The sequence below is a fragment of the Mycobacterium sp. TH-M25 genome, from assembly GCF_057473665.1.
In genome coordinates this window covers 1-17,088 of the sequence record NZ_JBYCLA010000312.1, presented here as the reverse complement: position 1 = coordinate 17,088, position 17,088 = coordinate 1, and the positions used below count along the sequence as shown (strand labels likewise).

Below are 17,088 nucleotides of genomic sequence, written 5' to 3'. Positions count from 1 at the left end.
GACGTGATCGTCATCGCCGATTCGGACAACTGGAGCACCGAGGTGCCGGCGCTGACGGTGTCGCTGCGCGGGCTGGCCGACTGTGTGGTCGAGGTGGCCACCCTCGATCACGGCCTGCACTCCGGGCTGTGGGGCGGGGTGGTACCCGATGCCCTGAGCGTGCTGGTGCGTCTGCTGGCCAGCCTGCATGATGACGCCGGAAATGTCGCGGTGGCCGGTCTGCACGAAAGTAAAGCGGCCGCGGTCGATTACCCCGCTGACCGGGTCCGCGTGGAGTCGGGGCTGCTACCCGGGGTCAGCGAAATCGGTTCCGGTTCGGTGCCACAACGCATGTGGGCCAAGCCCGCGATCACCGTCATCGGGATCGACACGACTTCGATTGCGGCAGCGTCGAACACGCTGATCCCGCGCGCCCGGGCCAAAGTGAGCATCCGGGTCGCGCCGGGCGGTGACGCCGCCGCGCACCTGCAAGCCTTGCGCGCCCACCTGGAGCAGCACGCCCCGTGGGGCGCCCAGGTGAGCGTCACACCAGGCGACATCGGTCAGCCGTACTCCATCAACGTCGAAGGGCCCGCCTACGACGCCGCCCGCGCCGCGTTCCGGCAGGCATGGGGGACTGAGCCGGTTGAGATGGGCATGGGCGGCTCGATCCCGTTCATTGCCGAGTTCGCCGCCGCCTACCCGGATGCGGCGATTCTGGTGACCGGTGTCGAAGATCCCGGCACCCAGGCGCACAGCGTCAACGAGAGCCTGCATCTGGGCGTGCTGGAGCGGACCGCGACCGCCGAGGCGCTACTGCTGGAGAATCTCGGCTAAACGTCGAGTTCGCGGCGCAGCTTGGCCACGTGTCCGGTGGCCTTGACGTTGTACTGGGCCTCGGCGATCTTGCCGTTCTCGTCGACGACGAACGTCGAGCGAATGACGCCCTGGACGGTTTTGCCGTACATCTTCTTCTCGCCGTAGGCGCCGTAGGCGGTCAGCACCGTGCGCTCGGGGTCGGACAGCAGGGGAAACGTCAACCCCTCGGCGTCACGGAACTTGGCCAGCTTCTCCGGCTTGTCGGGGGAGATCCCGATGACGTCGAGGCCGGCCCCGTTGAGCTCATTCAGGCTGTCGCGGAAGTCGCAGGCCTGCTTGGTGCAGCCGGGGGTCGACGCCGCCGGGTAGAAGTAGACGATCACGCGACGGCCTTTGTGGTCGGCGAGTGAGACTTTGTTGCCGTCGGCGTCGGGAAGGGTGAAGGCGGGCGCTTTGTCGCCCGGCGCGAGGCGCGCGGTATCGGTCACGGAGCTGCCTTTCTGTTCACCGGCCAGTCTGATGAGAGCCGGCTGATCTAGGGTAGGTCGGCAGGCACCAACTTAGACCGAGCCTGGTCTGGGTGCGCCGACGACAGGGAGGACGAGAGTGGCGGAGCGGGACCCCGACACCATCAAGCAGGAGATCGACAAGGCGCGTGACCAACTCGCGGCGACCGTCGACTCACTGGCTGTGCGGGCCAATCCCCGCCGACTCGCCGACGACGCCAAGGCCCGTGCGATCGGCTTCGTCAAGAAGCCGGCAGTCGCGGCATCGCTGGCGGGTATCGCAGTGCTGGTAGTCGTTGTGACGGTGCGTCGGGTCCGTCACCGGTAGGCGCGATTCCCGAAGGGCCGCTAGACGTGTCTATGCGGCTTGAGTCACAGTGACTGACCGGAAGTGTTCGATACTGTCCTGGTCGGTCAAGTCATTGATGAGTTCCGCCAATATGGCCCGGACATCACGAGGCGACGTGTGCTTCGTGGTTGCGATCTGACCGTCGTCGAATTCGATGCTGACTACGTAGTGGCACACAACTGCTCCTTCCGGCCACCTTGCGGTGATGCTTCACGCTAACCGTCAACGGAAAACTGAGAGTTTCGAGCAGCTGTGGGAATCCTGTGGATCGTGCCGGTATCACGGCCGCACCGCGGCGTACACACGATGCCCTATTGGTCAGTGAGTGCGCCGTCAGGGTTTCGAACCCCGGACCCGCTGATTAAGAGTCAGCTGCTCTACCAACTGAGCTAACGGCGCGTGCGTCCTGCCGAACTGCGGTTGCGACAATAACAGTCAATCCGTCGACGGACGAAATCGCCGCGTGTGGGATTGATCGGTGGCGACACCTGACCTCGCCCGCGCCCTACAATGCTCGTGAGTAACAGAATGCTCGGCCGTAACAGGTCGTCACATGTCTCGAGGGGATACACGGCAGGTGTCTGGTCGCTTCAACGGGTTTCGGCATGGTGTTCAGCGCTGGCTGGCCGTGCTGATAGTGCCGCTCGTCGTTTTCGGCGCCGCGGCCTGTAGTGGCAACGGCGGCGCTGCCCAGCCCAAGGCGATCATGGACAAAGCCACGCCGTTCAGCGACCTGATGGTCCCCAAACTCACGGCATCGGTCACCGATGGCGCGGTAGGCGTCGCGGTCGACAGCCCGATCACGGTGAGCGCGGGCAGCGGCGTGCTGGCCTCGGTCGATATGGTCAACGAAAACGGTGGCACGGTCGACGGTCAACTCAGCACCGATGGCGTGCACTGGGCCAGCACCGAGCGGCTGAAGTACAACCGGCTCTACACGCTGACCGCCAAGGCTCGCGGGTTGGGCGGTGTGGCCACCCTGCAGGTGTCGTTCCAGACTCATTCGCCGCATAACCTGGCGATGCCCTACCCCCGACCGAGTGACGGCGAGGTGGTGGGCGTCGGCGAGCCAGTCGCCGTTCAGTTCGACGAGAACATCGCGGACCGCCAAGCCGCCGAGAAGGCGATCCAGGTGACCACCGATCCGCCCGTCGAGGGTGCGTTCTACTGGCTGAACAATCGCGAAGTCCGTTGGCGTCCTGAGCATTTTTGGAAGCCGGGAACCAACGTCGATGTCGCGGTCAACACCTACGGGGTCAACCTCGGCGACGGGGTATTCGGTCAGGACAACGCCCACACCCACTTCACCATCGGTGACGAGGTCATCGCGACGGCCGATGACAACACCAAAATGGTGACGGTTCGTGTCAACGGTGAAGTTGTCAAAACCATGCCGACGTCGATGGGCAAAGACAGCACACCGACGGCAAGCGGGACCTACATCATTGGTGTGCGATTTGCGCACATGATCATGGACTCGTCGACCTACGGCGTGCCGGTCAACTCGCCCAACGGCTACCGCACCGAGGTCGATTTCGCCACCCAGATGTCCTACAGCGGCGTCTTCGTGCACGCGGCCCCCTGGTCGGTGGGCGCGCAGGGCCACGCCAACACCAGCCACGGCTGCCTCAACGTGAGCCCGAGCAACGCGCAGTGGTTCTTCGAACACACCAAACGCGGTGACATCGTCGAGGTGCTCAACACGATCGGACCGCCGCTGTCGGGCACCGAAGGCCTCGGTGACTGGAACATCCCATGGGATCAGTGGCACGCCGGCAACGCCAACGCGTGACGTCTGCTCAGGAGGCAAGGGCGCGAGGGGGCCGGCAAAAGAAATAGGTCAGAGGGCCAAAATGCCCGCTGAGCCATTTGGGGTGACTGACGGGACTCGAACCCGCGACATTCAGGATCACAACCTGACGCTCTACCAACTGAACTACAGCCACCATCGCCGCCAAACCGAGAAGCGGCGTCGTCGATACTAGCGGCTCGGGCCGTCGGCGGCCGAATCCGCTCCCTCCGGCGCGGCCGAGTCGACACCGAGCTCGGCGGCGACAGCGCCGATCTCGCTGGTCGTGGGCCCGGGCTGGGGCACGAACGCAGTGCTCCGGTAGTACCTCAACTCGCGGATGGACTCGTGGATATCGGCCAGCGCGCGGTGCGCCAGTCCCTTGGACGGCTGACCGTAGTAGATCCGTGGATACCAGCGGCGGCACAGTTCTTTGATCGAGCTCACATCGATCATCCGATAGTGCAGAAACGAGTCCAGGGCCGGCATGTCCCGCGCGATGAAGCCGCGGTCGGTGGCGATCGAGTTACCGGCCAGCGGCGCCGTTTTGGCCTGCTTGACGTGCTGACGGATGTAGTCGAGCGCCGCAGCCTCCGCGGTCGCGAGATCCACGGTGGACGCCCGCACCTCGTCGATGAGACCGGAGCGGGTGTGCATCTCGGTGACCACGTCGACCATCGAATTCAACGCGGCGTCCTCGGCATGGATGACCATGTCGAGTCCGTCACCGAGAATATTGAGTTCGCCGTCGGTCACCAGGACGGCGATCTCGATCAATTTGTCCGAGCCCAGGTCCAGCCCGGTCATTTCGCAGTCGATCCATACCAATTCGTCCCGCACAGCGTTCACAGTAGGCAAAGTTAGCTGGGCAGGCTGCAGCCACCCCGCCCGGCCGCGTCAGCCAGTAAGGTCATGCGTGATCTTCGACCACGGCGACTCCGGGAGTGACAAGGGTCTTATGGGCACTGAATCGGCAGCGACCCCGGCACAGCAGATCGCGGCTGGCTACGCCGTCGGGGGGCAGGCTCTGGAACTGGGCGCCGTCGTCGTCGACGGCAACGTGGACCCGGCTGCGCAAATCCGCATCCCGCTGGCCACCGTCAACCGCCACGGCCTGGTGGCCGGCGCGACCGGGACCGGAAAGACCAAGACGCTGCAGGTGATCGCCGAGCAGCTTTCCGCGGCGGGCGTGCCGGTGCTGATGGCCGACGTCAAAGGTGACCTGTCCGGCCTGTCGCGACCGGGCCAGAGTAACGACAAGATCACCGAGCGCACCAAGGAGACCGGTGACGACTGGACGCCCACTGCCTACCCGGTGGACTTTCTGTCGTTGGGCACCAAGGGCATCGGCGTTCCAGTGCGGGCCACGATCGCCAGCTTCGGGCCGATTTTGTTGTCAAAGGTATTGGGGCTCAATGCTACCCAGGAATCTACTCTGGGGTTGATCTTTCACTACGCCGAGCAGAACAACTACGAGTTGTTGGACCTGAAGGACCTGCGCGCGGTGATCGCCAAGCTCACCAGCGACGAAGGCAAGGCGGATTTGAAGTCGCTGGGCGGTGTTTCTGCGACGACGGCGGGGGTCATCCTGCGTGCGCTGGTCAACCTCGAGGCTGAAGGCGCCGACACGTTCTTCGGCGAGCCAGAGTTAAAGCCCACGGATCTCTTGCGTTTCGACGACAAGGGTCGTGGCGTGATCTCGTTGCTGGAACTCGGTGCTCAAGCGGCCCGACCGGTGCTGTTCTCCACCTTTCTGATGTGGGTGCTGTCCGATCTTTTCCGGACCCTGCCCGAAATCGGCGACGTCGACAAACCCAAGCTGGTGTTCTTTTTCGACGAGTCCCATCTGCTGTTCAATGAAGCGTCCAAGGCGTTCCTGGAGCAGGTCGAGCAGACGGTCAAGCTGATCCGCTCGCGCGGGGTCGGGGTGTTCTTTTGCACGCAGCTGCCGACCGATGTGCCCAACGAGGTGCTCTCTCAATTGGGCGCGCGCATCCAGCACGCGCTGCGGGCGTTCACTCCGGACGACCAGAAAGCGCTGACGAGGACCGTCCGTACCTACCCGAAAACCGATGTCTACGACCTGGCGTCGGCGCTGACGTCACTGGGCATCGGCGAAGCGGTGGTCACTGTGCTCTCCGAACGCGGCGCCCCGACCCCGGTGGCTTGGACCAGGCTGCGCTCGCCCCGGTCGTTGATGGCCGCCCTGGGAGACGAGGCGATCAGCGCGGCCGCCAAGGGCAGTCCCCTGCAGGCAACGTACGGCGAGACCAAGGACCGCGAATCCGCCTACGAGAAAATCGAAGCCGAAAAGGCCAAGGCGCAAGCCGAACAACCGTCGCGGCCGACGGGGTCGAAGAAGGCGCCCGAGGCGGCCAAAAAGCCTGGCTGGTTCGGTCGATTCGTCAACAGTCGCGGCTTCCAGAACTTCCTCAAGGTGCTCGGCACCGAGCTCATCCGCGGCATGTTCGGGGGCGGCAGCAAACGCCGTCGCTAGGTCAGCCGCCGCCCATTTTCTTGTAGAAGCGTCCGACGATCGGCGCCACGATCGCGCGCGGTGAGTACTGGCTGGCTGCAGACATCGCCTTGGACGTCACCCCGGGTACGATGCGCATCTTGTTGTGCGCCAGTGCATCCAGCGATTTCTTCGCGGTGTATTCGGTGGAGATCCACAGGAAATTGGGTACCAGCTTTTCGACGATCGACACGTCAGCCGGGCCCGGTAGTTCGGTGCGTACCGGGCCGGGTGCCAAAACCGTAACGTGCACACCGGTTTTGCGAAGTTCGCCACGCAGCGACTCGCTGAAGGTATTCGCAAACGCCTTGGTCGCCGCGTACGTCGCGTTGTAGGGGATCGGCGAATTACCGGCTGCCGAACCGGAAATCAAGATGCCGCCGGCTCTGCGCTCGAGCATGCCCGGCAGCACCGTCAACACCATGTCGTGCACCGCGACCGCATTCAGCTGTACCTGGGCACGCTCGACCGCGGGGTCGAGCGTGGCGACCGGCCCGAAGGTCGCGGTCCCGGCATTGGCGCACAAGATCGAGACGTTCCGGGTGGCCAACTCGTCGAGCAGCTTTGACCGTTCGGCGGTGTCGGAGAGATCAGCGGGCCGCACTTCAACGGTGACGCCGTACTTGTCGCCCAGGCTGCCGGCCAGCGCGTTGAGCTGATCTTCGCGCCGCGCTGTGATGATCAGATTGTGGCCGCGAGCGGCCAATTCGGTGGCCAGCGCCGCGCCGATGTTCTGTGAAGCCCCGGTTACAACTGCGCGAGCATCGGGGCTGGGAGCGGGGACCGGCATGCGCCAATGGTAGACAGACCAACGATGTCTGAATCCAGCAGCCACGTTCCACCCGGCACCAAGCGGTCGCAAGCGGTGGCGTGGGCGCTGTGGGACACCGGTTCGGCGGGTGTGAGCGCCGTCGTGGTTACCTTCGTGTTCTCGGTCTATCTCACCGGTGCCGTCGGCAAAGGCCTGCCAGGTGGCGTTACGCCGGCAAGCTGGCTGGGCCGGGCCTTGGCGATCGCCGGGCTGTCCATCGCGGTGTTGGCGCCGGTGATCGGTGTCTGGGTGGAGAACCCCCGGCGGCGCCGCCTCACACTGACCGTGCTGACCGGCCTGGTGGTGGCCTTGGTCAGCGCGATGAGCCTGATCCGTGAGCGACCGGACTACTTGTGGGCGGGGCTGACCTTGCTCGCGCTCGGTGCGGCGTGCGGCGACCTGGCCAGCGTTCCGTACAACGCGATGCTGCGACAGCTCACGACGCGGGACAACTCCGGGCGGATCTCCGGTTTCGGCCTGGCCGCCGCGTTCGTCGGCAGCGTCGGGTTGTTACTGGTGGTCTACTTCGGCTGCATCGACGGGAAGGGGCCCACCCGCGGATTTCTGCACCTGCCGGTGGGCGACGGGATGAACGTCCGGATCGCGATGCTGGTCGCGGCCGGCTGGTTCGTGACGTTTGCGACGCCGCTGCTGCTGACTGCGCACAATTTTCCGTCGTCGAGCGCAGCCATCCCCACCCATAGCGCGCTGGGTGGCTACCGCAAGCTCTGGCAGGACCTGGTTGGCGAGTGGCGTCGAGATCGCAATCTGGTCTACTACCTGCTTTCGTCGGCGATCTTTCGAGACGGTCTGGCCGGTGTGTTCACCTTTGGCGGGGTGGTCGGCGTCAGCGCCTACGGGATCGCGCCCGACGCTGTCCTGATCTTCGGGGTAGCCGCCAGCGTGGTGGCCGCGCTGGGCGCCGTTGTCGGCGGATTCCTCGACGACCGGATCGGCTCGAAACCCGTCATCGTCGGATCGCTGGCCTGCATCATTGGCGCTGCTTTGGCGATGATGGCGCTGTCGGGGCCGCGCGCGTTCTGGGCCACCGGGCTGTTGCTGTGCCTGTTCATCGGGCCAGCCCAGGCGTCGGCCCGCACTTTGCTGCTGCGGATGTCCAGCGACGGCAAGGAAGGCGTGGCTTTCGGCCTCTACACGATGACCGGGCGTGCGGTGTCCTTCGTGGGGCCGTGGCTGTTCTCGGTGTTCGTCGACGTCTTCGGTGCGGTGCGGGCCGGAATGGGCGGCCTGTGTCTGGTCATGATCGTCGGGCTGGTGGGCCTGATGCTGGTGCGGGCCCCGCACCGGATGGCGCTGGCCGACTGAGCCTCAGCCGTTGCAGATCGTCAGCCCGGCGCCGCTGCGGTGGCTGATCTCCAACCCATCCGCAGTGACCGTGCACGTGACGTCATGTCCGATGTTGACGATCGTGACAGAGGGCGTTTTGCTGCCGGACTCGGCCAAGCTGACCTCCTTGGTCCACGGCAACGCGACGTTGAACTCGGTCTGCATCATCCCGTCGGTGTCCACGTAGGTGATGCTGATGGCGCGGCCGTCACCCATGACGTTGTAGATCACGGTCTGCATCGCGCCCGGGCCGGCCGGCTGACCCGGCTCGGTGGTGCCTGGCTTGGGCGCCTGGGCCGACTGCGACGGTGAGTGGGGCACCACCGGGACGGGTTTCTGCGAGTTAGGCGTCGACGGCAGCGCCGGCACCGCGGTCTGCCTTCGGCCCGTGCCGTTGGCGATCACCAACGCGATGACCAGCCCGGCCACCAGCACCACCGCCGCGGCCGCGGCGATCCACAGCCAGCGCGGCGTCCTGGGCTTTCCCGGCTCGGGCTCTTGCGGCGGCTGATTCGGGGGCGGCTGACCCTGCCGCCAATATTGCGGCAGTCTGTCGGTCGGGTTTGCCGAATTGGGATCGTAAGACGCATCGGAGTAATACGGCGGCGGATAAGTCGGCTGGGAACTGTAGGCCGGATCCGCATAGGGCTGGTACGGCTGGCTCAGGCGTTGGGTTTGCTCAGTCTGATCTTGCGCCGAACGCGTGTGCCCGAGATGACGTCGATCGCTCATACCCACCTCATTTCTGCAGCGTACCTGCAGCGCAACCGTCGGCGCCGAAATGTCTGACGGACGCCGGAAGTGCTGGTCACACCGATGCTGCGACCACGGTCAACGCGGCCACCGTCATCGCGCGCAGCACCGCCCGCGACCGTACGCCGCAGTCTGGTTTCAGGCTGTACGGCGTGGAGTTGAGCAGCCCGAACACGGCATGCGCCATCAGTCGGGCGTCGGCCTCGGCGAGCCCCGGTTCGAGGTGGCGCAACACGCCCACCCAGACTTCGACGTACTGACGCTGGGCGCGCCGCACCTGGCGCTCCGCGGTAGCCGGGAGATGGGCGAGGTCGCGGTCCTGGATCCGGATGAGGTCCGGCTCGCCCAGGGCGAAGTCGAGATGGAAGTCGATCAGCCCGTCCAGCGCCGCGGCCGCGTCGGTTTCGCGCAACCGGACTTCCCGCGCGCCGGCGAGCAGCCTGGTGCTAATGCCGACCAGCAACTCGACCAGCAGCGACTCTTTGTTGGGGAAGTGCCGGTAGATCGCGGGACCGCTGACTCCGGCTGCGGCGCCGATATCTTCGAGGCGAACCGCGAGGAAGCCGCGCTCGGCGAACAGCCGCTCGGCGGCGCCGAGCAATTGCAGGCGGCGATCCGATTTGCGTCGGCTGCGGGGGTTCGGCGCAGCGTCGGGGTCGCCGTGGTTCGCCGGAGCGGTCGCCGCCATCGCGCCTCCCTGGACAGTTCGGTTAATCCCCACTAACATAGCACGAGTTAGTGACCATTAACCGAAATTGGCGTGTGACCGATGACCTCACCGGCGGAAAACCGCAACGCGCACAACGCTCTTGTGGAGCAGTTGCGGTGCAAGCTTGCGTCAGCGGCACTGGGCGGCTCGCCCCGTTCCCGCGCCCGCCATGTCGACCGCGGCAAGTTGTTGCCGCGCGATCGCGTCGATGGACTGCTCGATCCCGGTAGCCCGCTGCTCGAAATCGCGCCGCTGGCCGCCGATGGAATGTACGACGACGAGTGCCCCGGCGCCGGCATCATCACCGGAGTCGGCCGGATCTCCGGCCGTGAATGCATGATCGTGGCCAATGACGCGACCGTCAAAGGTGGTACCTACTACCCGATTACGGTGAAAAAGCATCTGCGCGCCCAGGAGATCGCGAGCCAGAATCGACTGCCCTGCATCTATCTGGTCGACTCCGGCGGTGCGTTCCTGCCGCGGCAGGACGAGGTATTCCCCGACCGCGAGCATTTCGGCCGAATCTTCTACAACCAGGCCAATCTCAGCGCACAGGGCATCCCGCAGATTGCCGCGGTGCTGGGATCGTGCACGGCGGGCGGTGCGTACGTTCCGGCGATGAGCGACGAAGCCGTGATCGTGCGTAACCAGGGCACCATCTTCCTGGGCGGCCCGCCGCTGGTGAAGGCGGCCACCGGGGAAGTGGTCTCGGCCGAGGATCTCGGTGGGGGAGAATTGCATTCGAAGACTTCCGGCGTCACCGACCATCTCGCGCACGACGACCGCGATGCGTTGCGGATCGTCCGGCGCATCGTCTCGACGCTGGGCCCGCGCGAACCGCGGATCTGGGACGTGCGGCCCGCGGTGGACCCGATCGCCGACCAGTCCGAGCTCTATGACGTGGTTCCCGTCGACCCCCGGATTCCCTACGACGTGCACAACGTCATCGACCGACTGGTCGACGGTGGCGAGTTCGTCGAGTTCAAAGCCGACTACGGCACCACGCTGGTCACCGGGTTCGCCCACATCCACGGCCACCCAGTCGGCATCGTGGCCAACAACGGTGTGTTGTTTTCCGAATCTGCGGTCAAGGGTGCACATTTCATCGAATTGTGCGACAAGCGGATGGTGCCGCTGCTGTTCCTGCAGAATATCTCCGGGTTCATGGTCGGCCGCGAATACGAAGCCGGCGGGATCGCCAAACACGGTGCGAAGATGGTGACCGCGGTGGCCTGTGCACGGGTGCCCAAGCTCACGGTGGTGATCGGCGGGTCTTACGGCGCGGGAAACTATTCCATGTGCGGGCGGGCGTATTCGCCACGCTTTTTGTGGATGTGGCCCAATGCACGGATCTCGGTCATGGGCGGTGAGCAGGCGGCCTCGGTGCTGGCGACCGTGCGCGGTGAGATGACCGCCGAGGAGGAAGAAGCGTTGAAAGCCCCGATCCGCGCCCAATACGAACATCAGGGTAACCCGTATTATTCGACGGCCCGGCTCTGGGACGACGGCGTGATCGACCCAGCAGACACCCGAACTGTTGTCGGACTGGCGCTTTCGGTGGCGTCCACCGCACCGGTCGGACCGGTCTCCTACGGCGTCTTCCGGATGTGAGCGCGATGGGATTTCACACCGTCCTGGTGGCCAACCGCGGCGAGATCGCCGTGCGGGTGATTCGCACGCTCAAGGCGATGGGCATTCGCTCGGTCGCGGTGTACAGCGACGCCGATGTCGACGCGCGGCACGTGGCCGAGGCCGACGTGGCGATCGCCATCGGCCCGGCGGCGGCCCGAGACAGCTACCTCTGTGTCGCCGCGATCGTCGACGCGGCGCGGCGCGCTGGCGCTCAGGCCGTGCACCCCGGCTACGGATTCCTCTCGGAGAACGCTGATTTCGCGGTGGCGCTGGAGAAGGCCGGAATCGCGTTCATCGGCCCGCCGGTGGGCGCCATCCAGACGATGGGCGACAAAATCGCGGCGAAGGGCACGGTGTCGGCCTCCGGGGTGCCGGTCGTTCCCGGGATCGCGCGGCCCGGCCTGAGCGACGCAGACCTGATCGCCGCCGCCGACGAGGTCGGCTATCCGGTCCTGATCAAGCCGTCCGCCGGTGGCGGCGGCAAGGGCATGCGGATGGTCGAGCAACCGGCCGACTTGCCGGCCGCGTTGGTCAGCGCTCGTCGTGAGTCCGCGGCCGCATTCGGCGACGACACCCTGTTCCTGGAGCGATTTGTGCTGCGCCCCAGGCATATCGAGGTACAGGTGCTGGCCGACGCGCACGGCAACGTGGTGCACTTCGGCGAGCGCGAGTGCAGTCTGCAGCGTCGTCATCAAAAAGTCATCGAGGAGGCGCCGTCGCCGCTGCTGGATGCCCAGACCCGCGCGCGGATCGGCGCCGCCGCGTGCGATACCGCTCGCAGCGTGGATTACACCGGGGCGGGCACGGTGGAATTCATCGTCTCCGCCGACCGTCCGGACGAGTTCTTCTTCATGGAGATGAACACCCGGCTTCAGGTCGAGCATCCCGTCACCGAATTGGTGACCGGGTGGGATCTTGTCGAGTGGCAGATCCGCATCGCGGCAGGGGAGAAGCTCACCGTCGAGCAAGCCGATATTGCATTGCGCGGCCACGCGATCGAAGCGCGGGTCTACGCCGAGGATCCGGCCCACGGTTTCCTGCCCACCGGCGGCGACGTGCTGGCGGTGACGGAACCCGATGCGGTCGGCGTGCGCGTCGACTCGGGCCTGACCGCCGGGATGGTCGTCGGCAGCGACTACGACCCCATGCTGGCGAAAGTCATTGCGCACGGCCCTGACCGGGCCGCAGCACTACGCACCCTGGACCGGGCCCTGGCCGGCACCGCGGTGCTCGGGGTGGTCACCAACATCGAATTCGCCCGCTTCTTGCTGGCCGACCCCGACGTGGTCGCCGGTCGGCTCGACACCGGGCTGCTCGACCGTCGCGCCGGCGACTTCGTGGCTGCCGAACCCTCCGACGAACTGTTCGTCGCCGCGGCGGCATTCCGATGGTTGCGACGCTTTCCCGCGCCGGGCGCAGATCTGTGGGACGTGCCATCCGGATGGCGCATCGGGGGCCGGGCGCCGGTGAGCACCCGGCTGCGATCCGGCGAGCGCGCCGACCACGTGCATATCGTCGGTCACCCTGACGCCGCCCAGGTTCGCGTCGAAGACGGTGAATCCCGTTCGCTGCGAGCGACGTTGGCAGGTAACCAGCTGACGGTGACGCTCGACGGGCTGCGTATCAGCTACACCGTCGCGGCGCAGGACAGCAAGGTATGGCTGGCCGGCGACGGGGTCTTCGCGGTGCTCGACGAGGTACGTGAAGCGCCGGTCCGCGAAGACGAGGAGCACAGCGGCGACGCCGAACTGGTCAGCCCGATGCCCGGCGCGGTCGTCGCGGTCGGCGTCGAAGACGGCGCCGAGGTCGAGTCGGGCGCCGTCGTGGTGACCGTCGAGGCGATGAAGATGGAGCATGCGCTGACGGCGCCGGTCGACGGGATCGTCGAACTTCTGGTCGCGGCCGGCGATCAGGTCAAGGTGGGTCAGCCGCTGGCCCGAATTGCGGCGAAAGTGGGAGAGCATGACTGATTTTCTGTCGACCGGGACGCTGCCGGACGAATACCAACAGCTGGCCAAGACGGTGCGCGACTTCGCCCAGAACATGGTCGCGCCGGTGGCCGCCAAGCACGATGCCGAACACTCCTTCCCCTACGAAGTGGTGGCCGGGATGGCCGAGATGGGTCTGTTCGGGCTTCCGTTTCCCGAAGAGTGGGGCGGCATGGGCGGCGACTACTTCGCCCTGTGCCTGGCGCTGGAGGAACTGGGCAAGGTCGACCAGAGCGTGGCGATCACCCTGGAGGCCGGTGTCTCGTTGGGCGCCATGCCGGTTTACCGTTTCGGCACCGACGCCCAGAAGCGGGAATGGTTGCCGCAGTTGACCAGTGGACGCGCGCTGGGTGCCTTCGGCCTCACCGAGCCCGGTGGCGGCACCGACGCCGGCGCGACCAAGACCACTGCCCGACTCGACGACGGTCAGTGGGTGATCAACGGCTCCAAGCAATTCATCACCAACTCCGGCACCGACATCACCAAGCTCGTCACGGTTACCGCAGTGACCGGCGATCGGGACGGCAAGAAGGAGATCTCGTCGATCCTGGTCCCGGCGCCCACACCGGGATTCACCGTGGAGCCCGCCTACGACAAGGTCGGCTGGAATGCCTCCGACACTCATCCGCTGAGCTTCGACGACGTGCGGGTGCCGCAGGAGAACCTGCTCGGGGAGCGCGGCCGCGGCTACGCCAACTTCCTGCGCATCCTCGACGAGGGCCGCGTCGCGATCGCGGCGCTGTCCACCGGCGTTGCGCAGGGCTGCGTCGACGAGAGCGTCAAGTACGCACGCGAACGCGAGGCGTTCGGGCAGGCGATCGGGCGCTACCAGTCCATCGCGTTCACCATTGCCCGGATGGAGGCTCGCGCACACACCGCCCGCACCGCCTATTACGACGCCGCGGCACTGATGCTGGCCGGTAAGCCCTTCAAGAAGCAGGCGGCGATCGCCAAGCTGGTCGCCAGCGAGGCGGCGATGGACAACGCCCGAGACGCCACCCAAATTCACGGCGGCTACGGCTTTATGAATGAATTCACTGTGGCCCGGCATTACCGGGACAGAAAGATTCTCGAGATCTGCGAGGGGACCACCGAGGTGCAGCTGATGTTGATCGCCCGCGAGGTGGGTCTGTGAAGTCGAGTGAGCGGAACGATCGGTAGTGAGTGACGGGAACGAGACGAACCTTGGGCCTGTGACAAACGGTGAGCAGCAGCTACGCGAGGTAGTCCAGCGCGGCTTGTGGTTCGAGGAGTTCGAGACCGGCGTGCGCTATCTGCACCGCCCGGGCCGGACCATCACCGAAGCCGACAACGTGTTGTTCACGACGCTGACGATGAACACCCAGGCACTGCACCTGGATGCCGCGTTTTCCGACGCGCTGCCGCCGTTCAACCAGCGGCTGGTCAACTCGATGTTCACGCTCTCGACGCTGGTGGGCCTGTCGGTGGCGCAGCTGACTCAGGGCACCATCGTCGGCAATCTCGGCTTCTCCGAAATCGCCTTCCCCAAACCGCTTTTCCACGGCGACACGCTGTACGCCGAGTCGGTCATCGTCGAAAAACGGGCATCGAAGAGCCGGCGCGGCGAGGGCATCGTCACGTTCGCGCACACCGGCCGCAACCAGCACGGCGACGTCGTCGCCACCGCCACCCGCAAGACCATGGTGCGGATGCGGCCGCCAGGGTCGGGCGACTGATGGGGTTGAGCAACCCGGGTCCGGCCTGGCTGTTCTGCCCGGCCGACCGCCATGAACGCTACGAAAAGGCCGCGGTTGCAGCCGATGTCGTGATCCTCGACCTCGAAGACGGTTGTGCAGCCGCTGACCGGCCCGCCGCGCGGAAGTCTCTCGTCGACGTCCCGCTGGACCCGTCGCGGACCGTGGTGCGGGTCAACCAGTTCGGCACCGAAGACCAGGAACTGGATCTGCAGGCGCTGAAACGCACGCCGTACGACACCGTCATGGTGCCGAAATGCCAAGCAGCCGAACATGTCAGCGCGCTGGCGCCGCTCAATGTGATTGTGCTCGTCGAGTCCCCGTTGGGCGCGCTGGCCGTCACCGAGACCGCCCGGGTCGACAACGCGGTCGCGGTGATGTGGGGCGCCGAAGACCTGTTCGCGGTCCTGGGTGGCACGGCCAACCGCTACCCGGACGGCAGCTACCGCGACGTGGCGCAGTATGTCCGCTCGCAGTCGTTGCTGGCCGCGAAGGCGTACGGCCGGTTGGCGCTGGATTCGGTCTATCTGGACATCAAAAACCTCGAGGGATTACGCGGCGAGGTCGACGACGCGGTCGCCGTGGGCTTCGACGCGAAGGTCGCTATCCACCCGAGCCAGGTGCCGGTGATCCGGGCTGGCTACGCCCCGTCCCCGGACCAGGTGCAGTGGGCGCGACACGTTCTCGATGCGGCCGTCGATGAACGCGGTGTGTTCGCTTTTGACGGCGTCATGGTGGACGCGCCGGTGTTGCACCGAGCCGAGCGGATCGTGCAACTGGCTGCCCGCACCGGCGCATAGCGGCCCCGTCCGCTGTGCGCCAGATGGGCGGCCGGCGGATGGGAAAAGTGCCTGGCGCGACGCCGATACTTGGGCTATTGTCAGGGTAATCTCAGGTGATTCTGGGCTAATACCTTTAGACCGAGCGAAGGTGGCAGAGCGATGCCTCGTCAACATGATCTGGCGAGAAAGCGGCTTCGTCACGTTGCCGCTGGTGTCGTCCTGGCCGCTGCCGGGGTCATCGCGAACACGACGGCGCCGTTGTCCACCGTCCACGTGTCGGACATCCGGCTCGTCGCCGGCGATGAGGACATCGTCATCGACTTCGTTCGTCACGGACTGACCGTCAACGGGAATAGCACCGTCGCATCGCAGGTGCTTCCCGGGTCTCCGCTCAGTGCCGTAGGCGAAGAACAAGCCAGCGCAGTGGGCACCCAACTCTACGACGAGCTGGGCGGGCCCAACGGCGTCGCGGGAATCTTCGCCGGGCAGAACGTCAGAATGCCCGAGACGGCAGCGCCGCTGGCTGCGCTCGAGGAGATGAACACCCAGAGTCTGTCCGGGCTCAACGAGATCGGCGGAGGGATCTATGCCGGCGACCCGCTGTCGGGACCCGGTGGCATCCTCTACGAGCTGACCGAGGCGGCGTGGACGTTCGGACTACTGTCCGTGCCGCTGCCCGGCTCCAACTACTTCAACGGCGTGGACTTCGAGCAAAGCGTCGGCGCTGCTGTGCAGACGATGTACGGCGACGCCGTGGCCGACCCTGTCGTGAGCGCGAACGGCAGCGTTACCGACGTAGCGGTCTCCGGCGAAGCCGCGATCAGTACCTGGGTCCTGCTCAACGTCGACAACCCCGATCTGGCAATCTTCATTCCCCGCCTCCTCGACTCGTTGACCAGCGGAGACGCCACGCCGTTCCTGTCCAATGCCGGTGTGGTCGAAGTCAAGGGCAATCCCACCGACGGCTGGACGCTGGTCAGCTTCGACGGGCAAGCCATTCCCCAAGATCCGGGCTTGTTGACGCAGCTGGTCGTCGACGTGCGTGACGTCATCACGCCGCCGCAGATCGCGGCCTACAACGTTTTCGAGGCCGCTCTGACTGGCGACCCGACCACGATCGAGGATGCGCTTGCGACCGGCGTCCAGAGCATCGACGCCGCGCTGACTCAATTCCCGGAATCGGTAGCCGACAACGTCGAGTACGCGGTGCAGAACCTGGCTGCCGATGTCGCGGCCGGCCAGTCGTTCAACGCAGCATTCGATTCGTTGATCTTGGGGATGACCTAAACGGCGGCTGCGCGGCGTCGACTCACCTACGTTGCGCCGCGGCCAACCGGGCGGCGAATTCCGGTGACCGTATCGAGGTGGCCTGCGGCCCGAGTTCGGTGTCCTTG

Annotated in this window: 16 protein-coding genes, 2 tRNA genes and 1 pseudogene; 11 read left to right on the top strand and 8 right to left on the bottom strand. The window is 65.8% G+C overall.

Annotated features, from left to right (window positions below; translation table 11 throughout):
* The coding region (locus AC2VOU_RS10550) for a M20/M25/M40 family metallo-hydrolase (RefSeq protein WP_486957330.1) at positions 1-816 on the top strand (816 nt) is incomplete at its 5' end.
* On the opposite strand, the gene bcp is transcribed toward AC2VOU_RS10550, so the two are convergent.
* Positions 813-1,286 carry a thioredoxin-dependent thiol peroxidase gene (gene bcp / locus AC2VOU_RS10545; RefSeq protein WP_486957329.1) on the bottom strand — a complete coding sequence of 158 codons (474 nt, stop codon included), beginning with the start codon at positions 1,284-1,286 and terminating at the stop codon, positions 813-815. The genes AC2VOU_RS10550 and bcp overlap by 4 nt on opposite strands.
* A gap of 118 nt (positions 1,287-1,404) precedes the next feature.
* Here bcp and AC2VOU_RS10540 point away from each other — a divergent pair, with 118 nt between their 5' ends.
* Complete coding sequence (locus AC2VOU_RS10540; RefSeq protein ID WP_486957328.1) at positions 1,405-1,632, top strand: DUF3618 domain-containing protein; 228 nt, start codon at positions 1,405-1,407, stop codon at positions 1,630-1,632.
* 347 nt (positions 1,633-1,979) lie between these two features.
* Here AC2VOU_RS10540 and AC2VOU_RS10535 read toward each other — a convergent pair.
* Positions 1,980-2,052: transfer RNA gene (locus tag AC2VOU_RS10535), tRNA-Lys, on the bottom strand.
* 223 nt (positions 2,053-2,275) lie between these two features.
* Here AC2VOU_RS10535 and AC2VOU_RS10530 point away from each other — a divergent pair.
* The gene (locus AC2VOU_RS10530; RefSeq protein ID WP_486957333.1) at positions 2,276-3,445 is read left to right on the top strand and encodes a L,D-transpeptidase; all 1,170 of its coding nucleotides are present in this window, start codon (positions 2,276-2,278) and stop codon (positions 3,443-3,445) included.
* A 78-nt stretch (positions 3,446-3,523) separates the two neighbouring features.
* Here the strand turns inward: AC2VOU_RS10530 and AC2VOU_RS10525 are convergent.
* A tRNA-His gene (locus AC2VOU_RS10525) sits at positions 3,524-3,599 on the bottom strand.
* A 35-nt stretch (positions 3,600-3,634) separates the two neighbouring features.
* Positions 3,635-4,282: an oligoribonuclease gene (orn, locus tag AC2VOU_RS10520; RefSeq protein WP_486957332.1), complete on the bottom strand. Its 648-nt coding sequence runs from the start codon at positions 4,280-4,282 to the stop codon at positions 3,635-3,637.
* Positions 4,283-4,400: 118 nt separating this feature from the next.
* Between orn and AC2VOU_RS10515 the strand changes: the two genes are divergently transcribed.
* Positions 4,401-5,939, top strand: a complete 1,539-nt coding sequence (locus AC2VOU_RS10515) for a helicase HerA-like domain-containing protein (protein ID WP_486957331.1) — start codon at positions 4,401-4,403, stop codon at positions 5,937-5,939.
* 1 nt (position 5,940) lies between these two features.
* Here the strand turns inward: AC2VOU_RS10515 and cmrA are convergent, their stop codons facing one another.
* Positions 5,941-6,747, bottom strand: a complete 807-nt coding sequence (cmrA, locus tag AC2VOU_RS10510; protein ID WP_486957327.1) for a mycolate reductase — start codon at positions 6,745-6,747, stop codon at positions 5,941-5,943.
* A gap of 24 nt (positions 6,748-6,771) precedes the next feature.
* Here cmrA and AC2VOU_RS10505 point away from each other — a divergent pair, with 24 nt between their 5' ends.
* Positions 6,772-8,094: an MFS transporter gene (locus AC2VOU_RS10505; protein WP_486957326.1), complete on the top strand. Its 1,323-nt coding sequence runs from the start codon at positions 6,772-6,774 to the stop codon at positions 8,092-8,094.
* 3 nt (positions 8,095-8,097) lie between these two features.
* Here AC2VOU_RS10505 and AC2VOU_RS10500 read toward each other — a convergent pair whose 3' ends face one another.
* Together AC2VOU_RS10500 and AC2VOU_RS10495 are read right to left on the bottom strand one after the other, a co-directional pair.
* Complete coding sequence (locus AC2VOU_RS10500; protein WP_486957325.1) at positions 8,098-8,847, bottom strand: MmpS family transport accessory protein; 750 nt, start codon at positions 8,845-8,847, stop codon at positions 8,098-8,100.
* Between the two features lie 76 nt (positions 8,848-8,923).
* Positions 8,924-9,556, bottom strand: a complete 633-nt coding sequence (locus tag AC2VOU_RS10495; RefSeq protein ID WP_486957324.1) for an SACE_7040 family transcriptional regulator — start codon at positions 9,554-9,556, stop codon at positions 8,924-8,926.
* Between the two features lie 81 nt (positions 9,557-9,637).
* Between AC2VOU_RS10495 and AC2VOU_RS10490 the strand changes: the two genes are divergently transcribed.
* The 6 genes from AC2VOU_RS10490 to AC2VOU_RS10465 all read left to right on the top strand — a co-directional run bounded on the left by AC2VOU_RS10490 (position 9,638) and on the right by AC2VOU_RS10465 (position 16,981).
* Positions 9,638-11,188 carry a carboxyl transferase domain-containing protein gene (locus AC2VOU_RS10490; protein ID WP_486957323.1) on the top strand — a complete coding sequence of 517 codons (1,551 nt, stop codon included), beginning with the start codon at positions 9,638-9,640 and terminating at the stop codon, positions 11,186-11,188.
* 5 nt (positions 11,189-11,193) lie between these two features.
* Positions 11,194-13,179 carry an acetyl/propionyl/methylcrotonyl-CoA carboxylase subunit alpha gene (locus tag AC2VOU_RS10485; protein ID WP_486957322.1) on the top strand — a complete coding sequence of 662 codons (1,986 nt, stop codon included), beginning with the start codon at positions 11,194-11,196 and terminating at the stop codon, positions 13,177-13,179.
* A complete protein-coding gene (locus AC2VOU_RS10480) occupies positions 13,172-14,332 on the top strand; it encodes an acyl-CoA dehydrogenase family protein (RefSeq protein WP_486957321.1) in 1,161 nt (386 codons plus the stop codon). Before AC2VOU_RS10485 ends, AC2VOU_RS10480 begins: the two co-directional genes overlap by 8 nt.
* 58 nt (positions 14,333-14,390) lie before the next feature.
* A complete protein-coding gene (locus AC2VOU_RS10475; protein WP_486957320.1) occupies positions 14,391-14,894 on the top strand; it encodes a MaoC family dehydratase in 504 nt (167 codons plus the stop codon).
* On the top strand, positions 14,894-15,712 hold the full coding sequence (locus tag AC2VOU_RS10470; RefSeq protein WP_486957319.1) for an HpcH/HpaI aldolase/citrate lyase family protein: 819 nt from the start codon (positions 14,894-14,896) through the stop codon (positions 15,710-15,712). Before AC2VOU_RS10475 ends, AC2VOU_RS10470 begins: the two co-directional genes overlap by 1 nt.
* 141 nt (positions 15,713-15,853) lie before the next feature.
* Positions 15,854-16,981, top strand: coding sequence for a histidine phosphatase family protein (locus AC2VOU_RS10465; RefSeq protein WP_486957318.1), 1,128 nt, complete (start codon positions 15,854-15,856; stop codon positions 16,979-16,981).
* Between the two features lie 22 nt (positions 16,982-17,003).
* Here the strand turns inward: AC2VOU_RS10465 and AC2VOU_RS10460 are convergent.
* A pseudogene (locus tag AC2VOU_RS10460) lies at positions 17,004-17,088 on the bottom strand (enoyl-CoA hydratase); the annotation flags it as partial.